This is a genomic window from Pannonibacter sp. SL95 (assembly GCF_026672425.1).
In the GTDB taxonomy this organism is placed as follows: Bacteria; Pseudomonadota; Alphaproteobacteria; order Rhizobiales; family Stappiaceae; genus Pannonibacter.
Window position 1 is genome coordinate 113066 of the sequence record NZ_JAPPRC010000004.1, and the last position, 26525, is coordinate 139590.

General features: G+C 62.7%; 27 protein-coding genes, 1 tRNA gene and 1 pseudogene. 15 read left to right on the forward strand and 14 right to left on the reverse strand.

Annotated elements, in window-relative coordinates:
- Position 1: 1 nt before the first annotated feature.
- Complete coding sequence (locus OVA12_RS11030; protein ID WP_268137281.1) at positions 2-370, reverse strand: DUF167 family protein; 369 nt, start codon at positions 368-370, stop codon at positions 2-4.
- Positions 371-380: 10 nt separating this feature from the next.
- Positions 381-671, reverse strand: a complete 291-nt coding sequence (locus OVA12_RS11035) for a YggT family protein (protein ID WP_268137283.1) — start codon at positions 669-671, stop codon at positions 381-383.
- Between the two features lie 140 nt (positions 672-811).
- Here OVA12_RS11035 and OVA12_RS11040 point away from each other — a divergent pair.
- The 5 genes and pseudogenes from OVA12_RS11040 (at position 812) to OVA12_RS11060 (ending at position 4025) form a co-directional block, all read left to right on the forward strand.
- A tRNA-Ala gene (locus OVA12_RS11040) sits at positions 812-887 on the forward strand.
- A 117-nt stretch (positions 888-1004) separates the two neighbouring features.
- Positions 1005-1055, forward strand: a pseudogene (locus OVA12_RS11045) (SEC-C metal-binding domain-containing protein); the annotation flags it as partial.
- Positions 1041-1397 (forward strand): YchJ family protein, encoded by a 357-nt coding sequence (locus tag OVA12_RS11050; protein ID WP_268138668.1) that lies wholly within the window; start codon positions 1041-1043, stop codon positions 1395-1397. The pseudogene OVA12_RS11045 and the gene OVA12_RS11050, both read left to right, overlap by 15 nt.
- A gap of 103 nt (positions 1398-1500) precedes the next feature.
- Positions 1501-2922: a lipopolysaccharide biosynthesis protein gene (locus OVA12_RS11055; RefSeq protein ID WP_268137286.1), complete on the forward strand. Its 1422-nt coding sequence runs from the start codon at positions 1501-1503 to the stop codon at positions 2920-2922.
- Positions 2919-4025, forward strand: a complete 1107-nt coding sequence (locus tag OVA12_RS11060) for a GNAT family N-acetyltransferase (protein ID WP_268137287.1) — start codon at positions 2919-2921, stop codon at positions 4023-4025. Before OVA12_RS11055 ends, OVA12_RS11060 begins: the two co-directional genes overlap by 4 nt.
- Here the strand turns inward: OVA12_RS11060 and OVA12_RS11065 are convergent.
- From OVA12_RS11065 to OVA12_RS11075, 3 genes are all read right to left on the reverse strand, one after another.
- Positions 4022-5659, reverse strand: a complete 1638-nt coding sequence (locus tag OVA12_RS11065) for an AMP-binding protein (protein ID WP_268137289.1) — start codon at positions 5657-5659, stop codon at positions 4022-4024. The two genes, OVA12_RS11060 and OVA12_RS11065, sit on opposite strands and share 4 nt — an antisense overlap.
- A gap of 99 nt (positions 5660-5758) precedes the next feature.
- Entirely contained in the window at positions 5759-6217 is a 459-nt protein-coding gene (locus tag OVA12_RS11070; RefSeq protein ID WP_268137291.1) for a TspO/MBR family protein, read from the reverse strand.
- Positions 6218-6330: 113 nt separating this feature from the next.
- Positions 6331-7158, reverse strand: a complete 828-nt coding sequence (locus tag OVA12_RS11075) for a lytic murein transglycosylase (RefSeq protein WP_268137292.1) — start codon at positions 7156-7158, stop codon at positions 6331-6333.
- Between the two features lie 247 nt (positions 7159-7405).
- On the opposite strand from OVA12_RS11075, the gene OVA12_RS11080 reads away from it, so the two are divergent.
- The 4 genes from OVA12_RS11080 (at position 7406) to OVA12_RS11095 (ending at position 9584) form a co-directional block, all read left to right on the forward strand.
- Complete coding sequence (locus tag OVA12_RS11080) at positions 7406-7708, forward strand: hypothetical protein (protein WP_268137294.1); 303 nt, start codon at positions 7406-7408, stop codon at positions 7706-7708.
- 168 nt (positions 7709-7876) lie between these two features.
- On the forward strand, positions 7877-8881 hold the full coding sequence (gene sppA / locus OVA12_RS11085) for a signal peptide peptidase SppA (protein WP_268137296.1): 1005 nt from the start codon (positions 7877-7879) through the stop codon (positions 8879-8881).
- Positions 8878-9186 (forward strand): integration host factor subunit beta, encoded by a 309-nt coding sequence (locus tag OVA12_RS11090; RefSeq protein ID WP_106753672.1) that lies wholly within the window; start codon positions 8878-8880, stop codon positions 9184-9186. The genes sppA and OVA12_RS11090 overlap by 4 nt, the downstream gene beginning before the upstream one ends.
- A gap of 32 nt (positions 9187-9218) precedes the next feature.
- Positions 9219-9584, forward strand: coding sequence for a LapA family protein (locus tag OVA12_RS11095; protein ID WP_268137300.1), 366 nt, complete (start codon positions 9219-9221; stop codon positions 9582-9584).
- A 34-nt stretch (positions 9585-9618) separates the two neighbouring features.
- On the opposite strand, the gene OVA12_RS11100 is transcribed toward OVA12_RS11095, so the two are convergent.
- The 3 genes from OVA12_RS11100 to OVA12_RS11110 form a co-directional block, all read right to left on the reverse strand.
- Positions 9619-10014, reverse strand: a complete 396-nt coding sequence (locus OVA12_RS11100; RefSeq protein WP_268137302.1) for a VOC family protein — start codon at positions 10012-10014, stop codon at positions 9619-9621.
- A 109-nt stretch (positions 10015-10123) separates the two neighbouring features.
- Entirely contained in the window at positions 10124-10777 is a 654-nt protein-coding gene (locus tag OVA12_RS11105; protein WP_268137304.1) for a trimeric intracellular cation channel family protein, read from the reverse strand.
- 136 nt (positions 10778-10913) lie between these two features.
- On the reverse strand, positions 10914-12134 hold the full coding sequence (locus OVA12_RS11110) for an argininosuccinate synthase (protein WP_268137306.1): 1221 nt from the start codon (positions 12132-12134) through the stop codon (positions 10914-10916).
- 270 nt (positions 12135-12404) lie between these two features.
- Here OVA12_RS11110 and OVA12_RS11115 point away from each other — a divergent pair, with 270 nt between their 5' ends.
- Positions 12405-13961 (forward strand): glucan biosynthesis protein, encoded by a 1557-nt coding sequence (locus OVA12_RS11115; RefSeq protein ID WP_268137308.1) that lies wholly within the window; start codon positions 12405-12407, stop codon positions 13959-13961.
- A 281-nt stretch (positions 13962-14242) separates the two neighbouring features.
- Here the strand turns inward: OVA12_RS11115 and OVA12_RS11120 are convergent, their stop codons facing one another.
- On the reverse strand, positions 14243-14848 hold the full coding sequence (locus OVA12_RS11120; RefSeq protein WP_268137310.1) for a TetR/AcrR family transcriptional regulator: 606 nt from the start codon (positions 14846-14848) through the stop codon (positions 14243-14245).
- Between the two features lie 124 nt (positions 14849-14972).
- Here OVA12_RS11120 and OVA12_RS11125 point away from each other — a divergent pair, with 124 nt between their 5' ends.
- From OVA12_RS11125 to OVA12_RS11135, 3 genes are all read left to right on the forward strand, one after another.
- Positions 14973-15434, forward strand: a complete 462-nt coding sequence (locus tag OVA12_RS11125; RefSeq protein WP_268137312.1) for a (2Fe-2S)-binding protein — start codon at positions 14973-14975, stop codon at positions 15432-15434.
- Between the two features lie 2 nt (positions 15435-15436).
- Complete coding sequence (locus OVA12_RS11130; protein WP_268137314.1) at positions 15437-17626, forward strand: xanthine dehydrogenase family protein molybdopterin-binding subunit; 2190 nt, start codon at positions 15437-15439, stop codon at positions 17624-17626.
- Positions 17627-18064: 438 nt separating this feature from the next.
- Positions 18065-20143, forward strand: coding sequence for a methyl-accepting chemotaxis protein (locus tag OVA12_RS11135; protein ID WP_268137316.1), 2079 nt, complete (start codon positions 18065-18067; stop codon positions 20141-20143).
- Between the two features lie 74 nt (positions 20144-20217).
- Here the strand turns inward: OVA12_RS11135 and rlmN are convergent, their stop codons facing one another.
- Together rlmN and OVA12_RS11145 are read right to left on the reverse strand one after the other, a co-directional pair.
- A complete protein-coding gene (rlmN, locus tag OVA12_RS11140) occupies positions 20218-21447 on the reverse strand; it encodes a 23S rRNA (adenine(2503)-C(2))-methyltransferase RlmN (protein ID WP_268137318.1) in 1230 nt (409 codons plus the stop codon).
- Positions 21448-21695: 248 nt separating this feature from the next.
- A complete protein-coding gene (locus OVA12_RS11145) occupies positions 21696-22208 on the reverse strand; it encodes an invasion associated locus B family protein (protein ID WP_326493907.1) in 513 nt (170 codons plus the stop codon).
- Between the two features lie 103 nt (positions 22209-22311).
- On the opposite strand from OVA12_RS11145, the gene OVA12_RS11150 reads away from it, so the two are divergent.
- Positions 22312-23040, forward strand: coding sequence for a sigma-70 family RNA polymerase sigma factor (locus OVA12_RS11150; protein ID WP_326493908.1), 729 nt, complete (start codon positions 22312-22314; stop codon positions 23038-23040).
- 24 nt (positions 23041-23064) lie between these two features.
- Here OVA12_RS11150 and OVA12_RS11155 read toward each other — a convergent pair whose 3' ends face one another.
- Positions 23065-23652 carry an RNA methyltransferase gene (locus tag OVA12_RS11155; protein WP_268138674.1) on the reverse strand — a complete coding sequence of 196 codons (588 nt, stop codon included), beginning with the start codon at positions 23650-23652 and terminating at the stop codon, positions 23065-23067.
- Between the two features lie 204 nt (positions 23653-23856).
- On the opposite strand from OVA12_RS11155, the gene OVA12_RS11160 reads away from it, so the two are divergent.
- Entirely contained in the window at positions 23857-24831 is a 975-nt protein-coding gene (locus OVA12_RS11160; RefSeq protein WP_268137320.1) for an NADPH:quinone oxidoreductase family protein, read from the forward strand.
- Positions 24832-24876: 45 nt separating this feature from the next.
- On the opposite strand, the gene xth is transcribed toward OVA12_RS11160, so the two are convergent.
- Together xth and OVA12_RS11170 are read right to left on the reverse strand one after the other, a co-directional pair.
- On the reverse strand, positions 24877-25686 hold the full coding sequence (xth, locus tag OVA12_RS11165; protein ID WP_268137322.1) for an exodeoxyribonuclease III: 810 nt from the start codon (positions 25684-25686) through the stop codon (positions 24877-24879).
- Positions 25687-25804: 118 nt separating this feature from the next.
- Positions 25805-26416, reverse strand: coding sequence for a glutathione S-transferase family protein (locus OVA12_RS11170; RefSeq protein ID WP_268137324.1), 612 nt, complete (start codon positions 26414-26416; stop codon positions 25805-25807).
- Between the last annotated feature and the right edge of the window lie 109 nt (positions 26417-26525).

Below are 26525 nucleotides of genomic sequence, written 5' to 3' on the forward strand. Positions count from 1 at the left end.
ATCAGCCTTTGGACGCAGCGCCGAGCAGGGCCCGCACGCGCTCGGCAAGCTCGGCAGCGTCCCCGCTGACGCGCACCTGCTTCAACCGGGCGGTTGCCCCGCCCTCGACCGAAACGAGGCTCTTGCCAACGCCCAGTGCCTTGGCAAGCAAGGCCTCCAGTGCGGCATTGGCCGCGCCTTTTTCCGGAACCGCCCGCACGCGGGCAAGCACAACCAACCGCCCATCCGACAGGGTGCCCAGCCCGTCAACGGCATCCTTTGCTGACTTCGGCGTCAAGCGCACGGCAAGAACAAGCCCTTCCCGGTCCAGGCGGAAAGGCATGTCCGCACTGGCATCGGGCTGAGGCGCCGTTCCATCGAAGCCGGCCATCGAAGCCGGATCAGAACACGTGCGGATAGACGTAGCGGATGATGACGTTCTGCAGCAGGAAGATGCCGAGCAGGAGCACGATCGGCGACAGGTCCAGCCCGTTCAACGACGGAACGAAGCGACGGATCGGACGCAATGCAGGCTCGGTGAGATTGTAGAGGATCTGGCCAATCGTCGCGATGAACTGGTTGCGCGGGTTCACGACGTTGAAGGCATAGAGCCACGAAAAGATGGCGCTGCCGATCAGCACATAGGTGTAAAGCGAAAGCACCAGAAGAATGACGTCGAGAATAGCACGCATCGTTGTGTCCGTGTCCGCGGTTGGCCGTGTCGCATGATGTAGCGGCCGCCCTGCCCCGCCGCAAGACGCGATCTGCAAGTAGGCTTAAGCGAAGTGCTTGACAGGTTTACGGAGGCACTCCTAAATTCCGCGACCTGACTGGGGCCGTAGCTCAGATGGGAGAGCGCTGCAATCGCACTGCAGAGGTCAGGGGTTCGATTCCCCTCGGCTCCACCAGACTTTCCCGCGAAAACGCATGCCTGATCGTCTCTGCCTGCTGCCATTCTGCTGCAAACACTCAGCAGGTTGCGCTATCCATAAGGCATGAGCACGATGACCATCCCTTCCCCGACCATGCCCTGCCCTTGTGGATCCGGGCAGACGCTTGACCTGTGCTGCGGACCCGCGCTTGCGCGCAAGACGCCGCCCGGGACGGCCGAGGCCCTGATGCGGTCGCGCTACAGCGCTTATGTCCTGAAGGACATTGCCTATCTGAAGGAAACACTCTGGCCGAAGTATCAGGCCGGCTTCGACGCGGACGCAGTGGACCGCTGGTCCCGGGAGAGCAACTGGACTGGCCTGACAGTGCTGGCAACCGAGAAAGGGGACGGAGCTGCGCGCGAAGGCAAGGTCCTGTTTGTGGCGCGCTATCTTGCCGGGGCGAAGCTTCACACCCACCGCGAACTCAGCCTGTTCCGCAAGTCCGGCGGACGCTGGTATTACGTCGAGGCGCTTGACGAAACCTGACAGGCTCGGGAGGCCAGAGCAAGCTGGTCATCTGTTGGCCGAATCCTTAAAGCCAGTCATGGCATAGAACATGCGCAACCGCCGATCAGGCATGGAGAATTGAGTGGCCGAGCAAGGCACGGCAGGCCGTCAGGCAACGACCACGGGACAGCAGCCGTCGCGGCTGGCTGGTCTTCTGGCCGTGGCGAACGACCAGCTCCGCCAACGCCTGGCCACTGGCGCCGGCCGCATGGCGCTGACGGTGCTGGGCATCCGGATCGCCGGAGCAGGTCTGGCCTATCTGTCACAGGTGCTTCTGGCGCGCTGGATGGGGGCGGACGATTATGGCGTGTTCGCTGTGGTCTGGACCCTGGCTCTGGTGCTAGGCCTTCTGGCAAGCCTTGGCTTTTCTGCAAGTCCGGGCCGGTTCGTACCGACCTATCTTGCGGCCAACCAGATGGACCGGCTGCGCGGCTTTCTCAGCGCCAGCAGGCTGCTTGCGCTGTTCACAGCCGGTCTTGCGACGCTGATCGGGCTCGAGATCCTGTGGTGGAGCCGCGCGGTCATTGACCCGGTCTATGTCTGGCCAGCGGCGATTGCCCTCCTGGCGGTGCCATTCTTTGCCTTGACCGGGGTGCAGGACGCGATCGCCCGCAGTCAGGACCTGCCCGCGCTGGGACTGCTGTCCAGTTTCATCTACCGGCCACTGTTGCTTCTGGCGCTGATCCTGCCGCTTGTGCTGGCCGGACAGCCCGTCACGGCAGCGATTGCTGCGATCCTGGCCGTGGCGGCGCATTTTCTGACAACGGCGCACCAAGCCTGGCGTTTGCAGCGCCAGCTCAACGCCCGCGTTCCCGCCGGTCCGCATCGCTACGAGCTGAAGCTCTGGATCGGCGTGTCCCTGCCTTTGCTGATGGTCGAGGGGTTCCTGCAGCTGCTGAGTAGCGCAGATGTCATCATGGTCAGCTTCTGGCAGCCACCGGAGCAGGTCGCCGTCTATTTCGCGGCCTCGAAAACCCTGGCGATGGTGCATTTCGTGCATTTCGCGGTCCGGTCTGCCTCGGCGCATCGCTTTGCGGGTCTTGCCGCTGGCCGGGACCAAACGCATTTGGCCGTCTACGCGCGACAGGCAAGCCGCTGGACCTTCTGGCCATCTCTGGCCGGTGGACTGGCCCTGCTGCTTCTGTCGCCGCTGCTGCTTGCGATGTTCGGACCACAGTTCGTTGAAGGCGTGCCCTTGATGGCGATCCTGCTGATCGGCGTCCTGGCCCGCGCCAGCATTGGCCCCGCGGACGCGCTGCTGGGCATGACCGGCCATCAGAAAAGCTGTGCCTTCGTCTATGCCGGTGTCTTCGCCGTGAATGTCGCCTTCAATGCCGCGCTCATCCCCGCCTACGGCCTTGTCGGCGCCGCTGTCGCCACGACGCTGGCGATGATCGCCGAAGCCATTGCGCTGGCGGTGGTCAGCCGCCGCAAACTCGGTTTCATTCCCTTCGCCCTCGTGCCGAACAAGCGGTCAGTGGTCAGCAAGGCGGGAGCACAATGACCCTTGTTGGAACCCTGAGGGCAATCAAGCCCGAGGCAGCCTGGGACCGCCTGTTTGACGCGGCGACGGAGCCCAACCCTTTCTTTGGCCCAGGCTTCCTCCTGCCCTACAGCAGCAATATGGTGCCGGGCCGGCTTGCGCTTGCCGTTGTCGAAGATGCCGCGACCGGGCAGTGGTTGATGGCAGCGCCCGTCGGACGGAAGCGCGCGGGGTTCCTTGTACCAACAACGACCCTCTGGGCCAGTGAATATGGCCCACTCGGCACGCCGCTCATTCATCCGGATTGCCCGTCGGAAGCTGTCCCGGTGTTTCTTCGCGCGGCAAGCTCGATCGTGACCCTGCCGGGAGCCAGCAGGCTCGACATCCCCTATCTGCCGCTGACCGGACACGCCGCAGCTCTGCTGCGGGCCGAAGCCAAGGGCTGGGCGATTGCAGAGGACGGCACTGCCGCCCGCGCTGCGCACTCTGGAGGCGTAGAGGGCGCGGCCCAGCTCGCCGAGGCCTGGACACCCAAGCGGCGCAAGGAGTTTGACCGGCTGGCCCGGCGGCTGGCCGAACTGGGTGATGTCATCGAGGAGAGCCATCGCGGGCCTGATACGCTGGACGCGTTCGAGGCGTTTCTCCGGCTGGAGGCCTCCGGCTGGAAGGGACAAGGCGGGACGGCGCTTCTCTCGACCGAGCAGACGGCTAACTTCTCAAGAAGCTTCATCGCCGCCATGGCGGCTCAGGACCGGCTGCGCATCGACCTGATCCGGTTCAAAGGGGACGCGATCGCGGCGCTCGTGCTGGTCGAGCATCAGGGACGCAGCCACGCCTGGAAGATCGCCTTTGACGAGACACTGGCGCGGTTCTCGCCGGGACAGCGCGTCACCCTGCAGGCCCTGCGCACAAACATCGGGGACCCGCGCCTGACCGCCGGCGGTGATTCCCTGGCCGTACCCGGTCATCCGATGATCGAGCCGCTCTGGCGCGGACGCATGGCCTACACGACGCTGCGGCTGAGCCACGGCCCGTTTGCCGCACCACTTGGCGCGCTGCAGGGGATGGACCGGATGGCATATGCCAGTGCCAAGCGGCTGTACCATCGACTGAGGCGGCGTTAGGTCGCCTGGCCTTCGGCCTTCGCCCGGTCCCGCAGTTCGCGTCGGATGATCTTGCCGGTGGTTGTCATCGGCAACTCCGCAAGAAAGTCGATTTCGCGCGGATATTCATGGGCCGACAGTCGGGTGCGGACATGGGCACGGATCTCCTGTGCCAGGGCATCGCTCGCTGTGAAGCCGTCCGCCAGAACCACGTAAGCCTTGACGATTTCAGTCCGCAGCTTGTCCGGCTTGCCGATGGCGGCGGCCAGCTTCACCGCGGGATGGGTGAGCAGGCAATCCTCGATCTCGCCCGGCCCGATGCGATAGCTGGCCGAGGTGATCACGTCATCGTCGCGGCCGATGAACTCGACATAGCCGTCGTCGTCCATCACACCCTGGTCACCGGTGGTCATCCAGTCACCTATGAATTTTTCTGCGGTCGCATCCGGCTTGTTCCAGTACTCCAGGAACATGACCGGGTCCGGCCGCCGAACGGCGATCTGCCCCTGGGTGCCACGCGGCAACACAATGCCGTCGGGTCCGATGATCGCAACCTCATGCCCGGGAATGGCGCGCCCGATGGCGCCCGCGCGCGAGACGCCTAGACCGGCACAGGAGCCGAGGACGGCGTTGCACTCTGTCTGGCCGTAGAACTCGTTCACCGGCAGGCCCAGTTCGGCCCGGGTCCACTCGAAGGCCTCGCGGCCGAGCGCCTCGCCGGCCGAGCCGATGCTGCGCAGCTTGAGGTCAAAGCGCCGTGCCGGATGTTCGACCGCGCGCATCATCTTCAAAGCGGTGGGCGGCACGAACACGTTGCGCACGCCCTGCGAGGCGATCAGGTGGAACGCCTGTTCCGGATCAAACTTCTGCGCCGAGAAGGCAATGACCGGCACGCCCTGATGCAGCGAGGGAAACAAGGCATTGAGCAAGCCGCCCGCCCAGGCCCAGTCCGCAGGCGTCCACAGCAGATCACCCGGCTGGCCGAGAAATTCCTGCGACAGTTCGATGCCCGGCAGATGCCCCAGCAGCACCCGGTGGCCATGCAACACGCCCTTCGGCTGGCCGGTGGTGCCAGAGGTGTAGATCATCAGCGCGGGATCGTTGAGCCCGGTATCACGGCATGTGAAGCGGTCGCTTGCCTTCTGCATCAGGTCAGCAAACCCTAGCGCTCCCTCGCCCGGCCCGTCGATGCTGACAACTTCGGCCAGTTGCGGCAGGTCCGCGCGCAAGGGCGCGACCTTGGCAAGGCCGGCGGCATTGGTCACCAGCGCCCGCGCACCGGAATCGGTCAGCCGGTAGCGCAACGCATCCGACCCGAACAGCGCGGCCAGTGGCACGGCGATGGCGCCAAGCTTGTAGACGGCCAGATGGACGATTGCCGTCTCAGGCGCCTGGGGCAGCAACAGGGCCACCCGGTCGCCCGGCTTTATGCCCAGTGCGGAAAGCGCGTTGGCAAACCGGTTCGAGGCAGCAGCAAGCGCGGCGTAACTCCAGTCATGATGGCTGCCATTGGCAGACACGTGACGGATCGCGAGCCGGTCGGGCTCCCGCGCTGCCCAGTCATCACAGACCGATCGGGCGATGTTATAGCGCTGCGGCAGGGTCCACGCGAACCCTGCGCTAAGGCTGTCAAAGTCTGCCGCCCGGCTGAGCATCGCTGGACCCTTTCACCGTTTTCAAGGTGGCAGAGCCTAATCAGCCGCGTGCTGCAGCGCAATAGACGGCAAAATTCCCGGCTGAACCCGGGAAATTTCTCAGTTCAGCGCAACAAGGCTGGCATTCAGGGCCGAGGCGTAACCGACCCAGAGGGCATAGGGCACAAAAAGCCCGGCAGCGACACGATCCTGCGGCCAGCTCACCCAGATGAACAGAAGGATCGTTGCCAGCAAGGCCAGGATGATGCCGAGACCGAAGTCGAGCCGATGCAGGGTAAAGACCACAGGGCTCCAGGCGAAATTCAGCACCAGCTGCAAGGCCCAGAGCCGGAACGGCGCGCGCGTCGCACCGAGCGCAAGGCTGCGCCAGCCCGCTACGGCAATCGCCACATAAAGCACCGTCCAGACCGGCGGGAACAACCAGTTGGGCGGCGTGAAGCCAGGCTTCTGAAGGCTGGCATACCAGTCACCGGGAAGGTTGGTTGCCCCGATGAACAAACCGCCGCCTACGACGACGACCAGCAGCACACCGAGTGCGAGGAAGGAGGAACGCGACATCCATGTCTCCAGCAAGACGTGTACGGCTGAAGCCGCCACCAAGTGATGCCGGCGCCCTCACGCCAGCGGATCCGCGTCCCTTGTCCCGGCCCGTCACATGACGGACGGCGGGGTCAGTCCTCGAGCTTTTCGGCCATGACGCCGATGGTCTTCACATAGACCTCGGCCTTGTTCCATTCACGCAGCACAGCCTCATTGGCGCTGCCCGGACCCCAAGGCTGACCGGCGCGCCAGCCCTTCTGCTTCAGATAGTTTGCCGTTGAGGCCAGGACATCGGGAACAGACCGGATCAGATCGCGCTTGCCATCGCCGTCATAGTCGACGGCATAGTTGACATAGGAGCTGGGCAGGAACTGGGTCTGCCCCAGTTCGCCGGCCCAGGCACCGCGCATGTCTTCGGGGGCCTTGTCGCCATTTTCGATGATCTTCAGCGCCGCAACCAGTTCGCGGGTGAAGAACGCGCTGCGGCGGCAATCATAGGACAGCGTTGCGAGCGAACGTACGACCTGCATCTTGCCGGAGCCGGAGCCATACCCTGTCTCAAGGCCCCAGATCGCAAGGATGATCTGCGGCGGCACGCCGTAGTCGCGTTCGATCCGCGAGAACAAACCACCGTATTGTGCCCAAAGCGTCTGGCCGCGCTTGATCAGCGCGTTGTTGACGCGGCGCTTGTAGAATTCATCGAAGCTCAGCTTGAACGATTTCTGGCCGCGGTCGAGCTTGATGACCTGCGCATCGTAGGTGACCCCGGTCAGGGCGGATGCAACCGTGTAGGAGCTGAGGCCATGAGCCGAAACCGCCTCCTGCTTGAAGTCCTCCAGCCAGGCATTGAACCCGCTTGAATCGCTGCCGCATTTGGCTGCGGCCATTGCCGCCGTCGCGGCAAATGTCACCGCGGAAAAACATGCAACAGCAGTGAACGAGCGCAGAGCCTTGCGCATGGAACCAGCCTCCAGACCGGGGAATCGCCACCTGGGCGACCGGAAAAACAATGTCGCGACTTCAAACGCCGGAAAGCGGCACTCATATGGCAACGCCGGCAGATTATGGCGCATTTGCGAATGATTTACCCTGCTGGCAAACAAAAAGCAGACCGCAAGCCTTCTGCAACCAGTTGAACGCACAGTGAGGGGCATCAACCCGCGCACATCCAGGGTGTGCGGCGGACGGACGGCACGGGAGGAAGGCATGCGCGAAACTGAACCGCACATCCAGACAGACTTCGAGCTGGAACGCTACATCATCGAACACCGCGATCCTCGGGACAACACGCCCGGCACCGCGCCGCATCCCGGCATGCTGGCGATGCACTACCTGTTCACAGACGGACACCTGAGTTCCTGCGGTTTTTCCGCCGAAGCCGGGCAGCCGGCCATGCTGTCGATGGACCAGCTGGCTGACATCCAGGCCGGTGCGCTGCGTGCGACCCTGACTGCAATGCGCGGCGCCCAGCGCGATGCGCAGGACAGCAAGATCGTGCAGGCAAGCTGAGCCCGAAGATCTGCACCGGGGAGCGCCTGAACGGACCGTGCAACCCGGTGCGGAGCTTGCCGGCGACTATGCCGCAGGCACGTTCGATCGGATTTGGCCTTTTCAAGGGTGTCCTGGCTGTGTAGCCATGAGGCTGACGAGGATCAGACCTCATGGAGAGATCCCAGCATGTCCCTGGATGCCGATGCCATTGTTGACCGTCGCCGCCTGCGCCGGAAGTTGACGTTCTGGCGGATCGCCGCCTTCGTGATCCTCGCCGTCGCGCTTGGCGCGGCTATTCTGGCCGTAACAGGCCTGAACGCGCCCTCGCGGCGCTCGGCCCACATTGCCCGCATTTCAGTCGAGGGTGTCATCCTCGATGACCGGCAGCAGCTGAAGATGATCCGGGACATCTCGGAATCGACGGCTGTGAAGGGCGTGATCCTGTCGATCAACTCTCCCGGTGGCAGCACCACGGGCGGCGAAGCCCTGTATGAAGCGCTGTCAGAACTGGCCAAGAAGAAGCCACTCGTGGCCGAAATCCGCACTGTTGGAACCTCGGCAGGATACATGATCGCGCTCGCCAGTGACCATGTGGTGGCGCGTTACAATTCGATCACCGGCTCTATTGGCGTGCTGTTCCAGTATGGCAACATCGAAAAGCTGCTGACCACACTTGGCGTCGAGATGGACGCGGTGAAAAGCTCGCCGCTGAAGGCCGAACCCGATTTCTACTCCACCACCAGCCCGGAAGCCCGGCAGGTGCTGGAGACGCTCGTTGGCGACAGCTATGACTGGTTCGTCCGCCTTGTCGCCGAGCGCCGCAAGCTGGACGAGCCGCGCGCCCGCGAACTGGCCAATGGCGCGATCCTGAGCGGATACCGCGCAAAGGAGGCCGGCCTGATCGATGCCATCGGCGGCGAAGACACTGCCATCGCCTGGCTGCGCACGGAAAAGGGCGTCGCCGCCGACCTGCCCGTGGTGACGTGGAAGGTACCGGCCGAGCAGGAAAACCTGCCGTTCTCCATGCAGATCGGGCGCAGCCTGGGAGAAGGTGCCGCCAGCACCCTCCTGAACCACCTCAGCAACGCAAAAGGATTGATTTCCCCGAGCCTTACGCTTGACGGACTGGTCTCCGTTTGGCACGCTCCCAACGCGGCCGAGACAGAAGCAAGACGAGGGGGCGGGGAATGATCAAGTCCGAACTGGTTCAGCGCATCGCCGAACAGAACCCGCATCTCTACCAGCGGGACGTCGAGAACATCGTCAACGCCATCCTCGATGAAGTGACTGAAGCCCTGATGCGCGGTGATCGCGTTGAATTGCGCGGCTTCGGCGCCTTTTCCGTCAAGAACCGCCCGGCTCGTGTCGGCCGCAACCCGCGCACCGGCCAGAAGGTTGACGTGGATGAAAAATACGTGCCCTTCTTCAAGACGGGCAAGGAAATGCGGGAACGCCTGAACGACGGCGTTGACCACGGCGAAGACGACGACGACTGATCGTTCGTCTTCAAGCGAAAGGCGTCAGATTAGTGACACGGTTCCTGAAGAACATCATCCTGTTCGTCATTGCGCTCGTGCTGTTGCCGCTGTCTGTTGCCAACCGCCACGGCGTCAATATTTCGCTCAATCCATTTGATCCGCAGGATCCGCGCCTCACCATCACCGATGTGCCGCTGTTCTGGGTGATGTTCTGCGCCATTCTCGCTGGCATCGCCATTGGCGGGCTCGGTGCCTGGGCCAAGCAGGGCAAATGGCGCCGGGAAGCGCGCGTGAAGCGCAATGAAGCCGACAAATGGCACCGCGAGGCCGACCAGCTGCGGGCAGCCGTTGCCGACCAGGCAGCCAGCAATGGCCCGGCGCTGCCCGCCCCGGGCAAGGACAGCCGCGCCGCCTGAAACAGGCAAGACGCGACGTCTTTATCTTGCAAGGTCAGCTGCCGGTTTGTTCGCTGCCGGCTTCCGGGGTAATCCAGCCAAGCACTGCGCCTGACGGATCACGGACAATCGCAAGGCGTCCGGCACCTGGCGCGTCAAAGGGCGGACGGATCAGATCAGCCCCGGCCTTCACCGCCTGCCTCACGCGTGCATCGACATCGTCCACCGCCAGGTAGGAGAACCAGTGCTCCGGCAGGCCATCAAAGTCCGGGCTGGTCATGGTGAAAATGCCGGCGACAGGGCAGCCATCCATCATGGCGACCCAGTAGACGCCTTCTTCCATTGGCATATCCGAGAACGTCCATCCGAGAGTTGCGCCATAGAAGGCCCGCGCGAGGTCCGGATCGCGGGTGTTCAGCTCGTTCCAGTGAAAATGCCCGTGCTTTGTCATGCTGTCCCTCGCGGCTGTCGACGCCAAACGGCTGGTCTGACAATGGCAGCATGGTCCCGTGAAATCTACGGACCAGCATCCAACCTTTGCGCGGTCGGACGCGGCAAGGTCACTTGCGGGACGCCGGCGGACGATAACCTGGCAAAGTCCAGCCGCGTGCAATGGCCCCCGCGCGAAGGACGAAAGCTGCCGCCGCGCCGAGGAGCGCCGCTGGCCAGAGCGCGAGACCGACGACTGTAAGGACGACAAAGACCGTCGACCCGATCACTGCTGCCGAGATATACAGCTCCGGCTTCACGATTGCAGAAGGATCTCCGACAACGACGTCGCGCAGGACACCGCCGAAGGTCGCTGTCAGCACCCCCATCAGGACAGCCACGACTGGCATGTCCGAGACGGACAGCGCTTTCGCCGACCCCATCACGCAATAGGCAGCCAGACCGACCGCGTCCGCCCAGCGCAGGGGCTTGCCCCAGCCTTCCACCACATGCGCCCCGAACCACATCAGCACGCTGACACAGAGACAGACGAGCAGATAGCCTTCCGACTTCGTCCAGAACACCGGAACGCCAAGGAGAAGATCGCGCAAGGTGCCGCCGCCGATGCCGGTCATCGTGGCGAAGAACAGGAACGCGATGAGATCCATGTTTTTGCGCGAGGCAACAATGGCGCCCGTGACGGCGAACACGGCGACGCCGAGATAATCCAGCACCCGCAGGAAATTCAGCAGGGGGTCGATCGGCAGGTCCAGAGTCAGATCCATGGGCACTCTCGATTTGGCGCGGCCGGATGGGCCGGACGGTAGCACAGCAGCGCCGCGCTGTCCGGGCACCTGAAACAAACAAAAATCCCGGCGCGATCATCGTCGCGCCGGGATCGTGTCAGACAAAGTCGGGCGATCAGCCGAGCTTGTTGCGCTTGGCGAGCGTACGCAGACGCAGAGCGTTCAGCTTGATGAAGCCGGCTGCATCCTTCTGGTCGTAGGCGCCCTGGTCGTCCTCGAACGTCACCAGCTTGTCGGAGTAGAGCGACTTCGGGCTCTCGCGGCCGGTGACCATGACGTTGCCCTTGTAGAGCTTCAGGGTCACTTCGCCCTCGACATGCTCCTGGCTCTTGTCGATGAGAGCCTGCAGCATCTCGCGCTCCGGCGAGAACCAGAAGCCGTAATAGATCAACTCGGCATAGCGCGGCATGATCTCGTCCTTGAGATGCGCGGCGCCACGGTCCAGCGTGATCGATTCCATGGCCCGGTGGGCGGTGAGCAGGATGGTGCCGCCCGGGGTCTCGTAGACGCCACGGCTCTTCATGCCAACGAAACGGTTCTCGACGAGATCAAGACGGCCGATGCCGTTGTCACGGCCATAGTCGTTGAGCTTGGCCAGCAGCGTTGCCGGCGACAGGCGTTCGCCGTTGATCGACACGGCGTCGCCGCGCTCGAAGCCGATCTTGATGACGGTGGCCTTATCCGGGGCAGCTTCCGGAGAGATCGTGCGCATGTGCACGTATTCCGGGGCTTCCATGGCCGGATCTTCCAGCACCTTGCCCTCAGAGGACGAGTGCAGCAGGTTGGCATCCACGGAGAACGGAGCCTCGCCTTTCTTGTCCTTGGCCACCGGAATCTGATGCTTCTCGGCGAAGTCCAGGAGGTCAGTGCGGCTCTTGAAGGTCCAGTCACGCCATGGCGCGATGATCTTGATGTCCGGGTTGAGCGCATAGGCCGACAGCTCGAAGCGAACCTGGTCGTTGCCCTTGCCGGTCGCACCATGGGCGATGGCATCGGCGCCGGTCTTCTTGGCAATCTCGATCAGATGCTTGGAAATCAACGGACGGGCGATCGACGTACCCAGCAGGTAAACGCCTTCGTAGACGGCGTTGGCGCGGAACATCGGGAACACGAAGTCGCGGACGAATTCCTCGCGCACGTCTTCGATGAAGATTTCCTTGATGCCAAGCATCTCGGCCTTCTTGCGGGCCGGTTCCAGTTCTTCGCCCTGGCCGAGGTCAGCGGTAAAGGTCACCACTTCGGCGCCCAGCTCCGTCTGGAGCCACTTCAGAATGATGGAGGTGTCGAGGCCGCCGGAATAGGCAAGCACGACCTTCTTGATGTCGCCATGGGCCATGAGAAATGTCCGATGCTGTTCTGCGAGATGTTCCTGGCGTCCGGCGCAGTCTCCGGAAGCCCTCAAAAACCGGGGGCACTCTAGTCAGGACGGTGCGGGCTGGAAAGTCCCTTTTGTGAGACGGCTTCACCTTGTTCAAAAATGGCAGGTCCTGCAACGATTCTGCCGCTTGCGGGGTTCATGACGCAGTTGTATTTTCCGCCGCCGCCTTGTGGGGAGGCAGAACGTGCCCCCCTGCAGCTTCAGGCGCCTTTGCCACAAGGGTGACCCATGCGTTTCATCGCTTCCTGCCTTCTTCTCCTTGGAATTCTCGCCGCCCCCGCCCTCCCCGCGGTCGCCGGCGACCTGTCCGCCAAGCGCGGCCCAGCCGAACCGTTCAGCTTCGACGCCGTGATCGATCAGGCAAAGGCACTGGGGTCCAAGCCCTATGTCGAGCCGCGCAGCCGCGCAGCCGAGACGCTGGAAAAGATCGACTTTGATGCGCACTGGAAGATCCGCTTCGATGCGGACGAGACCGTGAACATCTCGGACAAGGCTCCGGTCCAGTTCTTCCACCTCGGCCGCTACTTCAAGCAGCCGGTCAAGATCTACGAGGTCAACAGCGGTGTTGCCCGTGAGATCCTGTACGATCCGACCTATTTTTCCAGCCCGGACAACAGCCCGGCGCGTGATCTGCCGGCCGACATCGGCTTCGCCGGCTTCCGCATCATGCGCGGCAACCTGAAGACCGACTGGATCTCCTTCCTTGGCGCGTCCTACTTCCGCACGGACGGCCAGTCCAACCAGTACGGCCAGTCTGCCCGCGGCCTGGCACTGAACACCGGCATGTCGCAGCCGGAAGAGTTCCCGCGCTTCACCTCGTTCTGGCTGGCGCCGGGCGAGAATGCCGACGAAACCATGATCCTCTACGCGCTGCTCGACAGCCCGAGCGTTGCTGGCGCCTACAAGATGACCATGCGCAATGCCGATGGCGAAGGTCAGACCATCGACATCGACAGCCGCCTGTTCTTCCGTGCCCCCGTCGAACGTCTTGGCATCGCTCCGCTGACCAGCATGTACTGGTACTCGGAGACCAACCGCTCGATGGGCCTCGACTGGCGTCCGGAGGTGCATGACACCGACGGCCTGTCCATCGTCATGGAAAACGGCGAGCAGATCTGGCGTCCGCTGAACAACCCGAAGGGCCTGCGCACCTCGACCTTCCAGGCGTCCAACCTGAAGGGCTTTGGCCTTGCACAGCGTGACCGCGCTTTCGTCAACTATGAAGACGATGGCGTGTTCTACGACAAGCGTCCGTCGGTCTGGATCGAGCCGCAGGCTCCGTTCGGTGAAGGCGCTGTCCAGCTGGTCGAAATCCCGACCGATGACGAGATCTACGACAACATCGTTGCCTACTTCCTGCCGAAGACCCTGCCGGTCGCCGGCGAAGAGCGGCGCTTTGCCTATCGCATGTACTGGAAGGACCACCATCCGCTTCCGGGCGTGGGTTCGCGCACCGTTGCAACCCGCGTCGGCCAGGGCGGTGTCCCGGGCCAGCCGCGCCCGGCAGACCAGATCAAGGTGTCCATCGACTTCGAAGGTCCGGCTCTCAAGGGCCTCGGCCAGGGCGATGGCGTGAAGCCGGTTGTGGAACTGTCGCGCGGCGAAGCCATCAACCCGTACCTGCTGCCGGTCGTCGGCACCGACCGCTGGCGCCTGATCTTCGACGCCAAGGTTGCCGATCACGACCCGATCGAGGCCCGCGTCTACCTGAAGAAGGGCGACGATGTGGTCAGCGAAACCTGGCTTGGCCAGATCACGCATGAACTGGTTGCGCGCCTGCAGTAAGCTGCAAGCCTGTCAGATCCAGACAACAAAACGAGGGTCGGCCAAACGGCGGGCCTGAGCTTGATGGCAAGCCTCGACCTCTCCGAAGTCATCCCGGCCAAGCGTAGCGCCGAGCCGGGACCGGAGAGGCGAGGTCTTTATACTTCAATTAGCCAACCCGGGAGAGACCTAGGCTCTCCGGTCCCGGATCTCCGCTTCGCTGCGTCCGGGATGACGATAAAGGGTTTGCCAACAGTCTGGAGGGCCGGCCAACGCCGGCCCTTTTTTGTTTCCGGAGCGTCTCAGGCAAATGCCTTGATCAACAGGGATACGGCGTCATCGACGATGGCTTGCATCGTTTCGCGGTCAGGCGCGCCGCCCGTCATGAGGTAGGGGTAGAACCCGCGCGCCTTGATCAGGCCCATGAACTGGGTCGCAGCAAGCTCTGGCGTGCCCTGTGTGAGCGCGCCTTCGGCATAGGCGGCATCCATGAACGCGCCAAAGGCGCGCATCTTGTCGACCTGCTGGGCAAACTCGGCCGCGAGCGCCGGATGACGGATGGTTTCGCCCATCAGCATCCGCGCCATGCGCATGAAACAGGGATCGATGAGGAGATTTCCTTCGGCCCAGCCGAGACGCAACAGCTGCGTCCGGAAGTCTTCACCCGGAACATAAACCACATCAAGCGCGGCCAGCATGCGGTCCGTCAGACAGTCGATAATGGCCCGGAACAGCACATCTTTGCTGGCGAAGTGATTGTAGACCGTGCGCTTGGACACGGCGGCACGATCGGAGATGCGGTCCATGCTGGCCCCGGCAAATCCCCGTTCCTGAAACTCAGCAATCGCTGCCTCAATGATCTGTTTGCGCTTCTGGTCGCTGACAGAAAGGCCCTGACTTTCGCTCATGGGGCTTTGATCTCAAAAAACGCTCCCTATGTAAACTCGGGAGTTTACAGATCGCGCAAGGCGGATGTAAACTGCACCGTGTAGTTTACTCCTTCAGCCAGGTTTTAGCCACGGGAGACGTGACATGGCAACTTCCCTCACCTTGAACGGGGAGGCGCGCGTTATTGACGCGGATCCTCAGACGCCCCTTCTCTGGATTCTGCGCGACACGCTCGGTCTCACTGGTACAAAATTTGGCTGCGGCGTTGCCCAGTGCGGTGCCTGCACCGTTCATCTCGACGGCACCCCGGTCCGCTCCTGCCAGACCGTCCTCGGTGACGCGGAAGGCGCCAGCATCACGACCATCGAAGGCATTGAATCGCCGGCTGCGGCCGCCATTCGCGCGGCCTGGACGGAACTCGACGTACCGCAATGCGGTTATTGCCAGTCGGGCCAGATCATGGCAGCGACGGCGCTCCTGACTGAAACACCGAAGCCGACGGATGCAGACATCGACGCGGCCATGGACGGAAACGTCTGCCGCTGCGCCACCTACGCCCGCATCCGCTCCGCCATCCACCTTGCCGCCGAAAAGATGGAGGGCTGACAATGCTGCATCATCTCACCCAGCCGATTGCGGCAGCCGCTCCCAGCCGGCGCACATTCCTCAAGCTGACCGCAGGCGCGGCCGGCGGCCTGCTGCTGGCGCTGCGCCTTCCGGGCCAGCAGGCCCTGGCGGCTGCCGGCGACAGTTTCGCCCAGCCGTTCGTGCATATCCGCGCGGACAACACGATTCTTGTCCTGTCCAAGCACCTCGACAAGGGGCAGGGCATCGCCACGGGTCTGGCGACGCTGGTCGCAGAGGAACTGGATGCCGCCTGGGAACAGGTCAGCGTCGAGTTTGCCCCCGCGAATGCCGAACTCTACAAGAACCTGTTCTTCGGCATGCAGGGAACCGGCGGCTCGACGGCCATGGCCAATTCGTTCCAGCAGTACCGGCAGGCCGGTGCAACCGCCCGTGCGATGCTCGTCTCAGCCGCAGCAAAGGCGTGGAGCGTCCCTGCCGCGGAAATCAAGGTATCCGCGGGTACTCTGTCGCACGCCTCCGGCAAGACAGCTACATTCGGCGAGATGGCCGGTGCGGCAGCAGCCGAGGCAATTCCGCAGGACGTGACACTGAAGACCCCCGACCAGTGGGTTTACATCGGCAAGTCGTTCCCCCGGGTCGACACCAAGGCCAAGACCCGCGGGGCAGCCGGGGCATATGGCATGGACCAGCGCTTCGACAACATGCTGGTTGCCGTCCTTGCCCGCCCGCCGCGCTTCGGTTCGACCGTTGCCACCGTCGATGATGCGGCAGCGCGCGCCCTTCCCGGTGTGGTCGATGTCATCACGGTCCCCTCTGGCGTAGCGGTGCTGGCAACCGGAACCTGGGCGGCGATGCAGGGCCGCGATGCCCTGACCATCACCTGGGACGACAGCGCAGCCGAGATGCGCTCCACCGACGCCATGGAAGCCGAGCTGGCCGATCTCGTCGCAAAGCCAGGCCTGAAGGCCCACGGCCATGGCGATGCCGCCGCGGCCATGGCGAAGGCTGCCCGGGTCATCGAGGCGGACTACCAGTTCCCCTACCTCGCGCACGCTCCGATGGAACCGCTCGACATCACCGTCCTGTTTGACGGATCGAGCGCGACGTTCTGGACCGGATCCCAGTTCCAGACCATCGACCAGATGGTTGCCGGCCAGGTGCTGGGCCTCACCCCGGACAAGGTTGCGATCAACACCCTGTGGGCGGGTGGATCCTTTGGCCGCCGCGCTCAGCCGGACAGCCACTACTTCGTCGAGGCGGCACTGATCGCCAAGACACGCCTGGCCGCCGGTCATGCGCCGCAGCACATCAAGGTTGTGTGGACCCGCGAGGATGACATCCGCGGCGGGTACTATCGCCCGATGATGCGGCACAGGGTTCGCGCAGGGCTTGATGCCAACGGAAACCTTCTGGCCTGGGAACACCGGATCGCCGGCAAGTCGATCATGATCGGCACGGCAATGGAGGCCTTCGTCGTCAAGAACGGCATCGACGAGACCATGGTCGAGGGGGTTTCAAATACCACCTATGCCCTTCCGGCCTTTGCGCTGGAAGTACACGCAACCAAGACGCCGATTCCGGTTCTTTGGTGGCGGTCGGTCGGCCATACCCACACGGCCTATGTGATGGAAACGATGATCGACCGGCTGGCCAAGGAGGCGGGACAAGATCCCGTTGCCTATCGCGAAACACTCCTGAAGGACGATCCGCGCAAGCTCGGCGTGCTCAAGCTCGCCGCAGAAAAGGCCGGATGGGGCGCTGCATTGCCGGAGGGCAGATACCGCGGCGTCGCCGTACACACGTCCTTCAACAGCCACGTTGCGGAAATTGCGGAAATCTCGTTCCGCGAGGACGGCACCGTGAAGGTGGAAAAGGTCGTCTGCGCCGTCGATTGCGGCATTCCCGTCAATCCGGACGCGATCCGAGCACAGGTCGAGGGTGCGATCGGCTATGGCCTCGGGGCGATCCTGCGCAACGAGATCACCTTCACCGACGGTGAGGTCGACCAGGCGAACTTTGATACCTACCAGCCGCTGCGGATGACCGACATGCCGCTGATCGAGGTTCACATCGTGGCCTCGGCAGAAGCCCCGACCGGTATCGGTGAACCAGGAACGCCGCCCATCGGACCGGCCGTTGCAAATGCGATTGCGGCAGCCAAAGGAGAATGGGCTGCAACCTTGCCGTTGTCTCGCAGCGGGCTCGCCTGACATCCGGCATCCTGCCAGCCTGACATTAGAAGGCCGCCATCTGGCGGCCTTTTTCTGTTTGATCACGCTGCACCGGGCGCCGAGCGAAACCACATCGCGTCCGAAGAAATAACAGCTGACGAATATCAACCACAACCCAAGGAAGTGACGCTGGCGAAACAAGCAGACACATCTGTAACGCTACAAAGGAATAAGCACCAAGCAGAAAGCAAAATTTTTGTTTACTTAAATTGCATTTTCAAAGCCAAACAGAAAAACGAACGGATCGAATCTTCCCCAACGCGAGAAAAGGAAAATGACTTTAGATGTTTTTTAAACGAGCCGGCGCTTAGTTGACTCATTAGCCGACCTGTTGAGTAGGCTTGGAGGACTGAAATGGCATTGTCCCTTGCTCGCCTAAGCGTACGCATCCCCGCGGCACTCGTCGGATGTGCATTGATGACCGGAGCCCTGATCGGGCTTCTGTCTTACACGAGCAGTTCCGACGAGCTGCTCCACGATGCGGAGACCAAGCTTGAGGCACTGGCAGAAGCCCGCAAGGCCGAGCTGGATCAATATCTTGGCAGCATCGTTGAAGATCTTTCCGTCATCGGCCGCAGCCCGATGATCGCAGAAGCCCTGACGGCTTATGATGGCGCGTGGCAACAGATTGGTCCGAACGCCGGTACCGACCTGCAAAAAGCCTACATCCATGAAAATCCGAATCCGATCGGACAAAAAGATGCTCTGATGAGCGCCGGCAGCAGCGTGTATGATACTGTGCATGGCACCTATCATCCGTGGCTCCGCGACTTCCTGAAAACCCGCGGCTACTACGACATCTTCCTGTTCAACCAGTCAGGTGACCTTGTCTACACCGTCTTCAAGGAACTCGACTTCGCCACGAACCTCAATGGTGGTCAGTGGAAGGACAGTGATCTCGGCAAGGCCTTCCGGGCTGCGTCGAGCGCTCCGGCCGGGTCGGCAAGTTTCTTCGATTTCCAGGCCTATGCACCCAGCAATGGGGCTCAGGCGAGCTTCATTGCCACGCCCGTGTTCCGGAACGGCGAGCGCATCGGCGTCCTTGCGTTCCAGATGCCGGTCGATCGCCTGAACTCGATCATGGGACAGACTAGCGGCCTTGGCGAAACCGGCGAGACCGTCCTGCTGGGGAACGACGGGCGCTTCCGGGCTGATTCGGCAAAGACGCCTGATGTGAATGACATCCAGACGACTGAGCTCAAGGGAGACCTCGTAGCCGCAGGCATTGGAGGCAAGAACGAGACTGGCGAAGTTACCGGCTATCGCGATACAACCTTTGTCGCTGCTGTCCTGCCTATGGAATTCCTCGGAACTCGCTGGACGGTAGTGGCCATCCAGGATCATGACGAAGTCACCGCGCCGGCCCGGGCACTCCGCAACGCCATCCTGCTGATCTTCTGCGGCGCCGCTGTCGTCGTGACACTTGTCGGCCTGTTCATCGCACGCGGCATCATTCGGCCGATCCAGGGCCTTGTCCAAGATGCGAGGGACCTTGCCGGAGGCAATGTCGATGTTGCCTTCACCGCTGCAAGCCGCAAGGACGAGATTGGTGACATCGCACAAGCGATTGCCGGGTTCCGGGATACGGTCGCGGAGCAGGCTCGCCTCGCCGCTGCCGAAGCCCGCGAGCAGGAAGAACGGATGGCACGCCAGAAGCGCATCGAAGATTTGCTCGACCAGTTCCGTTTCCAGTCCGAGGAGGTCCTCGGCTCGGTGTCGGCAAACATGGAGCAGATGCAGACAACGGCGCGGAACCTGATCCGGATCTCGACGTCAGCCGCCGAAACTGCCGGAAGCGCATCCCATGCAACCACGACGGCGTCCGAAAACGTCCAGCTGGTCGCGTCCGCTGCGGAGGAACTTTCGGCATCGATCACGGAGATCGGCGGCCGCGTCAACGAGACAACCATGGTCATTCGTGACGCGACGCAGCAGGCGACCGAAAGCAACGAGAAGATGACCAACCTCGCCACGGCCGCACAGCGGATTGGTGAAGTTGTTGATCTCATCCGCGCGATCGCCGAGCAGACCAACCTCCTGGCGCTGAACGCCACCATCGAAGCCGCACGTGCAGGCGAAGCTGGACGCGGCTTTGCCGTGGTGGCAGCAGAGGTCAAGGAACTTGCCAACCAGACCTCCAAGGCCACTGAAGAGATCAGCGGCCAGGTATCGGAGATCCAGCCCTGGACCGGCGACGCGGTTCGCGCCATCAGCGGCATCGCCGAAATCATGGACAAGGCCAATCAGTACACGAACTCGATTGCCGCCGCTGTGCAGCAGCAGGACGCAGCAACGCGGGAAATCAGCCGCAGCGCCAGCGACACCTCAGCAAGCACCGTGGCAGCGGCCCGCAACATGGGTGAGGTCACGGGCTCCGTTGCCGAAACCAGAACCTGTGCCAACGAAGTCGACACGGCCTCCAGCTCTGTGGCCGGTCGCGTAACTGAACTGGGATCACTGGTCAGTTCGTTCCTGCGCAACGTCGCAGCTGCTTGATAAACTTGCCCCATCACCAACAAAAAAAGCCGGCGCACTGCGCCGGCTTTTCGTTTTGGTGGAACGGCAGCTGATCAGGCAGCGCCCTCGAGAGCGTCCCGGTCCTTCTTGCGCATCCGCTCGGATGCCGACTTCAGCTGGCCACAGGCTGCGAAGATGTCGCGGCCGCGCGGCGTACGGATCGGCGAAGCATAGCCGGCACGATTGACGATGTCGGCGAAGTGCTCGATGCGCTCCCAGTCCGAGCACTCGTATTCGGAGCCCGGCCACGGGTTGAACGGGATCAGGTTGATCTTGGCAGGAATGCCGGCCAACAAGCGCACCAGTTCGCGTGCATCCGCATCGCTGTCATTGACGCCCTTGAGCATCACATATTCGAACGTGATGCGCTTGGCATTCGACAGGCCCGGATAGCGGCGGCAGGCGTCGAGCAGATCCTTGATCGGCCACTTCTTGTTGATCGGCACAAGCACATCGCGCAGGTCGTCACGGACGGCATGCAGCGAGATTGCGAGCATGCAGCCGATCTCGTCGCCCGTGCGCGCGATCTCGGGAACCACGCCGGATGTCGACAGGGTAATGCGGCGCTTCGACAGGGACAGGCCTTCGCCGTCCGATGCAATCAGCAGGGCCTGCTTCACGTTATCGAAGTTGTAGAGCGGCTCGCCCATGCCCATCATGACCACATTGGTCACGAGCCGGCCTTCGGAGGGAACAATCGCACCCTGCGGTGTCGCGGCATCCGGGAAATCGCCGAGGCGGTCGCGCGCCAGCAGAACCTGCGACAGGATCTCTTCCGACGTCAGGTTGCGGACCATCTTCTGCGTGCCGGTGTGGCAGAAGGTGCAGGTCAGCGTGCAGCCGACCTGGGAGGAAACGCAGAGCGTGCCGCGTCCTTCTTCCGGAATATAGACGGTTTCAATCTCGACGGGACGTCCTGCGCCGCGCGGCGGGAAGCGGAACAACCACTTGCGGGTTCCATCGACGGAGATCTGCTCGGACACGATTTCCGGACGGGCGATCGAGAAATGCTCATCGAGCGTTGCCCGCAGATCCTTGGCGATATTCGTCATCTGGCCGAAGTCAGAGGCCCCGCGCACATAAAGCCAATGCCACAGCTGCTGGGCGCGCATCTTGCGCTGCCGCTCGGGGATACCGATGCCGGCCATCGCTTCGGCGAGACCTGCACGGTCAAGGCCGACCAAGGTCGGCTTTTCCGGAGCAGCCACCATGGTCGGGACTACGGAGGCAGGCACTGAATTCGTTGTGTCCGCGCGCTGCGCAAGGTCAAGCGTGATCGCCATGTCGGTCGCTACTGTCCTGGTTCAAGCAGTTGGGCGCATCCGGCCGCTTCGGCACAAGCGCCGCGCAGCAGCTCGCTCACAAGCTCCGCGCTTCCAACAAAAATGGCGCGGCATCCTTGCGGAGCCACGACCGTTGTGGACGAAGAACCACAAAACCCGGAAAGAATCAACCGCGACCGGGAGCGTGCAGCCAGCGGCGGTCATCCTCTGGTCCACGCGGGCCCCTCGGGGCCCGCAGGACACATCGTTCAGCGGCAGGCTTTGGCTGCAGTGTCGACTGCGGCAGAAACGCCAGCCAACGAGAACTCGTAGCTCGTTCCGGTTCCGCGCGCAGACTGCGCCTTGACCGCCATCTTCTTGCCGGCCTTCATCGCAGCCACGAGCTGCTGTTCGGCCGCTGCATTCTCAACCCAGGCGCCATCGCCCTTGGTGAACATGTTGAAGGTCTTGCCGTCGATATCGACGACAACCGGCGTGCCTTCCTTCAGCGGGTAGCCGACCTGGAAGCTGGGCTCGTTGGCAACGCCTTCGGCCTTGCGGGTCGACACGAAGAAGAACACTTCTCCGTGATTGCGGTCGCTCGGTGCCATCACCTTCGGCCGGGTCAGGGCAAAGCAGACCTTGCCGCCCCCGCTCGAATGCGTGAAAGCAGCCCAGTCTTTGCTCGGTTCACCCAGTGGCGTCGGGGCCTGGGCGAAGGCGGCAGCACCGGACAGGCCCAGGAACAGAGCGGCGGTAACCAGTGTACGTGCTTGCATCATCTCCACACCGTTTCCTTGCGCGTTATTCGCTTCGATTTTATTCAAACGCCTACCGGCTTATAAACAGTGGCTTAAGCCTAGCTTAAAGACGGTTACGAAAGGGTTGAAAGCCAATCTCCCGGATGGCGCTTGTCGTCGCAGTCGGTATTTTCGGCTCGCGATGACAGCACGCTGGCTGCATAAATCGGGCGAGAGTGTGACGCCAAAACCGGCTACACCGGTATGGCATGCAAGCAAGACACAAGGTCTGGGAGTGAAGTCTGCGGTGGTTCAGGCGCAGTATTTTTCAAGTCTGATCGAACGGGTCGCGCAGTCTCAGGACCAAGCCGCTTTTGCGGAGCTGTTCGATCATTTCGCGCCCCGCATCAAGGGTTACCTGATGCAACAGGGCAGCGATGCCGCCTCGGCTGAGGAAATTGCGCAGGAGGCAATGGTGATCCTCTGGCGCAAGGCCGCCCTGTTCGACCCGACAAAAGCCTCGGCCAGCACCTGGCTGTTCCGCATTGCCCGCAATCGCCGGATCGATGCACTGCGGCGCCAGAAGTCCGGCGCGCTTGATCCCGAAGACCCGTCCCTGCACCCTTCCGCCCCGGAGGACATCGATGTGCAGATGGACTCGGGCCTGCGGGAGGAGCGTGTCCGTGCCGCCATCAGCCAGTTGCCGGAAAACCAGCGCGAGGTAGTCAGGCAGGCTTTCTTCCTTGGCCTGTCACACAGCGAAATCGCCGAGCGCACGGGACTCCCGCTGGGCACCGTGAAGTCTCGCATTCGTCTGGCGTTCGCGCGCCTGCGCCAGCTTCTGGAAGCCGACAGCGCCGTCGACATCGACTGACCGCGTCCCGGTCATCTTGCCTTGTCAGGCCTCCGGGTCACCGGCTGCATCGCCGGTCACAGCCCGTTCCCACCCAGGCACCTGACGTCCGGTCCTGAAGATCGGCCCTCCATGGGCATGGGCAGCGCGATCCTCCTTGGGCCCGCCTGCGGTTACCGGTCGATCAGCATAGCGGCCAAGCGCGCGGTGGCGGTCATAGAGAACAATTGCCCCGGCAGTCGCGACATTGATGCAGAACTTGGTCGGAATCCGGATCACATGGTCACAGCGGGCTAGCATTCCCTGCGACAGCGACCCCCGCTCCGGTCCAAGCACATAGGCAGCCTGCAAGGGATGCATGAAGCTGGGCAGGTCAATCGCATCATCGGTCAGCTCCACGCCCACCAGCTGGCACTTCGCCGGCAGGTCCATGGTCTCGACCGTATCCCAGGCAAAGACCGGCAGGTGATCGGGACTGTTGGACGTGTCGGAGCGCGGTGCACGGCGAATGGCTGGGCCAGCATCGACAGTGAAGAAGAAGCTGGCGCCAAAGGCGTGTGCCGAGCGCATCAGGCTGCCAAGGTTCATCCGTTTCGACAGCCCTTCAGCCCCCACTGCAAAGTATCCGCGCATCACTCGCCTGCTTTCCTGACTTCTCGTTTGACGGCCCCGCTCGAGGCGGTCCGCCCAGTTCCATTCCGGTCGCCTGTTTGCCCCACGTTCCAAGCAGGTTCAAGCGTCACCCTGTTATCTTTCGCAACGCAGAAACTTTCCGCAGCGCCCATGTCATGCTAGGCAATACGCAGCGTAATTGGGGATTCTCGGGGGAGAATGATCGTGAAAGCCGTTCTGTGCCGCAGCCTTGGACCCGCGTCCAGCCTGACCCTCGAGACATTGGACGACCCTCATCCTGGCCCCGGCGAAGTGAAAGTTCGGGTCAAGGCGTTTGCGCTAAACTTTTTCGACACGCTGATCATCGAGGGCAAGTACCAGATCCGCCCCGAATTGCCCTTTTCGCCTGCCGCCGAGTTTTCCGGCATCGTTGAAGCAATCGGAGACGATGTCGACCGGTTCCGGCCAGGCGATGCGGTCATCGGCTACATCCGCTTTGGCGCGGCGCGTGACGTGGTGATCGCGATCGAGGATGACCTCATTCCGATGCCGGACGGCATCTCCTTCGAGGCAGCCGCCGGTCTTTCGGTCACCTATGGCACGACGCTGCATGCCTTCCGGGACAGGGCAGGCTTGCAGGAAGGCGAAACGGTCGCCGTACTGGGTGCCGCTGGCGGCGTGGGTCAGGCGGCGGTTGAGATCGCGACCATCATGGGTGCTCGCGTGATCGCCTGCGCCTCGTCGGACGACAAGCTGGCCTTTGCCCGCAGCCTCGGCGCCACAGAGACCATCAACTATGCCACAGAGCCGCTCAAGGACCGGCTCAAGGCGCTGACAAGCGGTATGGGCGCCGATGTGGTCTATGACCCTGTCGGTGGTGATCTAGCCGAACAGGCCGTTCGCGCCACCGCCTGGGAAGGCCGCTACCTTGTGGTCGGGTTTGCTGCTGGCGAGATCCCGAAGATCCCGCTCAACCTGGTGATGCTGAAGGGCTGCGACATCCGCGGTGTATTCTGGGGCGAAGCGATCATTCGCGATCCGGAGAGCCACTGGTCCAACATGACCCAGATCCTTGACTGGGTCCGGCAGGGCAAATTGAAGCCGCACATTCACGCGGTCTACCCGATGGAGAGGACAGCGGAAGCGATACAGGAAATCGCAGACCGCAAGGTGCGCGGCAAGATCATCGTGACGCCCTGAAACCTGCGAAGTCCAGGGTGCCACAAGGCGACTGCCGGCCCCTCATCAAGCCTCGAGCACGGCCAGGACCGGCACGTGGTCGGACGGCTTGTCCCAACCGCGTGCCGCGCGCAGCACAGACGTTCCCTTGAGAGCGCCCGCAAGCGGGCGTGACAGCCAGACATGGTCCAGACGGCGGCCCTTGTCCGCAGCATCCCAGTCCTTCGCGCGGTAGCTCCACCAGGTGTAGAGCTTTTCCGAGGCCGGAACCGTCTGGCGCATCGCGTCGACCCAGTCGCCGCCGGTCCGGATCGCCTCGAACAGCTCCGTCTCGACCGGAGTGTGGGAGACGACCTTCAGCAGCGCCTTGTGCGACCAGACATCGTGCTCATAGGGCGCGACATTGAGATCGCCGACGACGACTGCCGGACGACTGGCCTCGCCATCGGCCAGCCAACTCTTCATTTCCGCCATGAAGTCGAGCTTGTGGCCGAACTTGTCGTTGATCTCGCGATCAGGTTCATCCCCGCCTGCGGGAACGTAGAAATTGTGCAGCCTGAGCGCAGCGCCGGCAAAAGGCAGGCTGACAGCGATATGGCGTGCATCGCCCTTGGCGCAGAAGTCTCGGCGTTCCAGATCGGACAACGGACGCTTGGAGGCAATCGCAACCCCGTGGTAGCCCTTCTGCCCGTTGATCGCGAGATGCTCATAACCAAGCTTGCGGAACGCGCCTTCCGGAAAATTCGCATCCGGGCACTTGGTTTCCTGCAGGCACAGGACGTCCGGCGCCTGTTCGGTGAGGAACTTCTCGACAATCGGCATGCGCAGCCGAACCGAATTGATGTTCCAAGTGGCAAGGGTCAGGCGATCAGTCATCGGCGAATCCACAAGGTTCAGACAGAGAAAGCATTCATAGGGGCCCCGGACGGGCAAGCCTAGCGGGATTTCCGGCTGTGACGGTCCAGAGCACGGGGCCTGAGGGATGCATTGAGGATCAGCCCATGATCTCCAGCGGGGCGCGATATCCCGGCAACGCGCGGATCCTCTCCAGCCACGCCATCACGGCCGGCCAGCGGCTCATGTCGAGGCCAACGTCATCTCCGTAGAGGAGATAACCGGCAAGCGAGAGATCCGCGATGGTGGCATTGCCAAGAAGGAATGGCCGGTCGGCCAGCTCCTGCTCCATGCGGTCGAGGTCGGTGATCGCCGTCTCCTCGAACCAGCGGACGAGAGCCGGGTCGCCTGTACCGTCAAACCGGCGATACCAGCGCAGATTGGGATAGGACCGGCCGATCCGGTTGGCTTCCCAGAACAGCCAGGACGTGATCGCCGTCCATCCGGCCTCATCCGAGGCACCAAGCACTCCGGTCTTTCGCGACAGATGCAAAAGCAGGGCGTTGGACTGGGCCGTCGCCCTGCCCGCCTCGACCAGCACCGGAACCTCGCCAAAGGGGGAAACAGCGCGAAATTCCGCCGGCCGCTCCGCGCGAGGCTGGCCAATGTCGATGGCGACATAGCGATGCTCGACCCCTGCCATCAGCAAGAGAAGCCTGACCTTGAACGAGTGTCCCGAATTCAATGCGCCATACAGCGTCGTATCAGTCATCATGTTGCTCCTGACCAGACCACCATGGCTATTCTGACAAGGTCTGACTGGCAACAGCGCAGTTGAGTGCAAATGCCCCAATCCGGCCATGATTTCTCTACGATCCGTT

Excerpts from the sequence above, each read along its gene's own strand:
- OVA12_RS11155 (WP_268138674.1), bottom strand. The coding sequence starts at position 23,652 with ATGCGCGGATACTTTGCAGTGGGGGCTGAAGGGCTGTCGAAACGGATG.
- OVA12_RS11120 (WP_268137310.1), bottom strand. The coding sequence starts at position 14,848 with ATGAGCGAAAGTCAGGGCCTTTCTGTCAGCGACCAGAAGCGCAAACAG.
- OVA12_RS11125 (WP_268137312.1), top strand. The coding sequence starts at position 14,973 with ATGGCAACTTCCCTCACCTTGAACGGGGAGGCGCGCGTTATTGACGCG.
- OVA12_RS11135 (WP_268137316.1), top strand. The coding sequence starts at position 18,065 with ATGACCGGAGCCCTGATCGGGCTTCTGTCTTACACGAGCAGTTCCGAC.
- OVA12_RS11130 (WP_268137314.1), top strand. The coding sequence starts at position 15,437 with ATGCTGCATCATCTCACCCAGCCGATTGCGGCAGCCGCTCCCAGCCGG.
- OVA12_RS11110 (WP_268137306.1), bottom strand. The coding sequence starts at position 12,134 with ATGGCCCATGGCGACATCAAGAAGGTCGTGCTTGCCTATTCCGGCGGC.
- OVA12_RS11170 (WP_268137324.1), bottom strand. The coding sequence starts at position 26,416 with ATGACTGATACGACGCTGTATGGCGCATTGAATTCGGGACACTCGTTC.
- OVA12_RS11100 (WP_268137302.1), bottom strand. The coding sequence starts at position 10,014 with ATGACAAAGCACGGGCATTTTCACTGGAACGAGCTGAACACCCGCGAT.
- OVA12_RS11035 (WP_268137283.1), bottom strand. The coding sequence starts at position 671 with ATGCGTGCTATTCTCGACGTCATTCTTCTGGTGCTTTCGCTTTACACC.
- rlmN (WP_268137318.1), bottom strand. The coding sequence starts at position 21,447 with ATGGCGATCACGCTTGACCTTGCGCAGCGCGCGGACACAACGAATTCA.
- OVA12_RS11070 (WP_268137291.1), bottom strand. The coding sequence starts at position 6,217 with ATGTCGCGTTCCTCCTTCCTCGCACTCGGTGTGCTGCTGGTCGTCGTC.
- OVA12_RS11075 (WP_268137292.1), bottom strand. The coding sequence starts at position 7,158 with ATGCGCAAGGCTCTGCGCTCGTTCACTGCTGTTGCATGTTTTTCCGCG.
- OVA12_RS11080 (WP_268137294.1), top strand. The coding sequence starts at position 7,406 with ATGCGCGAAACTGAACCGCACATCCAGACAGACTTCGAGCTGGAACGC.
- sppA (WP_268137296.1), top strand. The coding sequence starts at position 7,877 with ATGTCCCTGGATGCCGATGCCATTGTTGACCGTCGCCGCCTGCGCCGG.
- OVA12_RS11105 (WP_268137304.1), bottom strand. The coding sequence starts at position 10,777 with ATGGATCTGACTCTGGACCTGCCGATCGACCCCCTGCTGAATTTCCTG.
- OVA12_RS11065 (WP_268137289.1), bottom strand. The coding sequence starts at position 5,659 with ATGCTCAGCCGGGCGGCAGACTTTGACAGCCTTAGCGCAGGGTTCGCG.
- OVA12_RS11060 (WP_268137287.1), top strand. The coding sequence starts at position 2,919 with ATGACCCTTGTTGGAACCCTGAGGGCAATCAAGCCCGAGGCAGCCTGG.
- OVA12_RS11145 (WP_326493907.1), bottom strand. The coding sequence starts at position 22,208 with ATGATGCAAGCACGTACACTGGTTACCGCCGCTCTGTTCCTGGGCCTG.
- xth (WP_268137322.1), bottom strand. The coding sequence starts at position 25,686 with ATGACTGATCGCCTGACCCTTGCCACTTGGAACATCAATTCGGTTCGG.
- OVA12_RS11090 (WP_106753672.1), top strand. The coding sequence starts at position 8,878 with ATGATCAAGTCCGAACTGGTTCAGCGCATCGCCGAACAGAACCCGCAT.
- OVA12_RS11030 (WP_268137281.1), bottom strand. The coding sequence starts at position 370 with ATGGCCGGCTTCGATGGAACGGCGCCTCAGCCCGATGCCAGTGCGGAC.
- OVA12_RS11115 (WP_268137308.1), top strand. The coding sequence starts at position 12,405 with ATGCGTTTCATCGCTTCCTGCCTTCTTCTCCTTGGAATTCTCGCCGCC.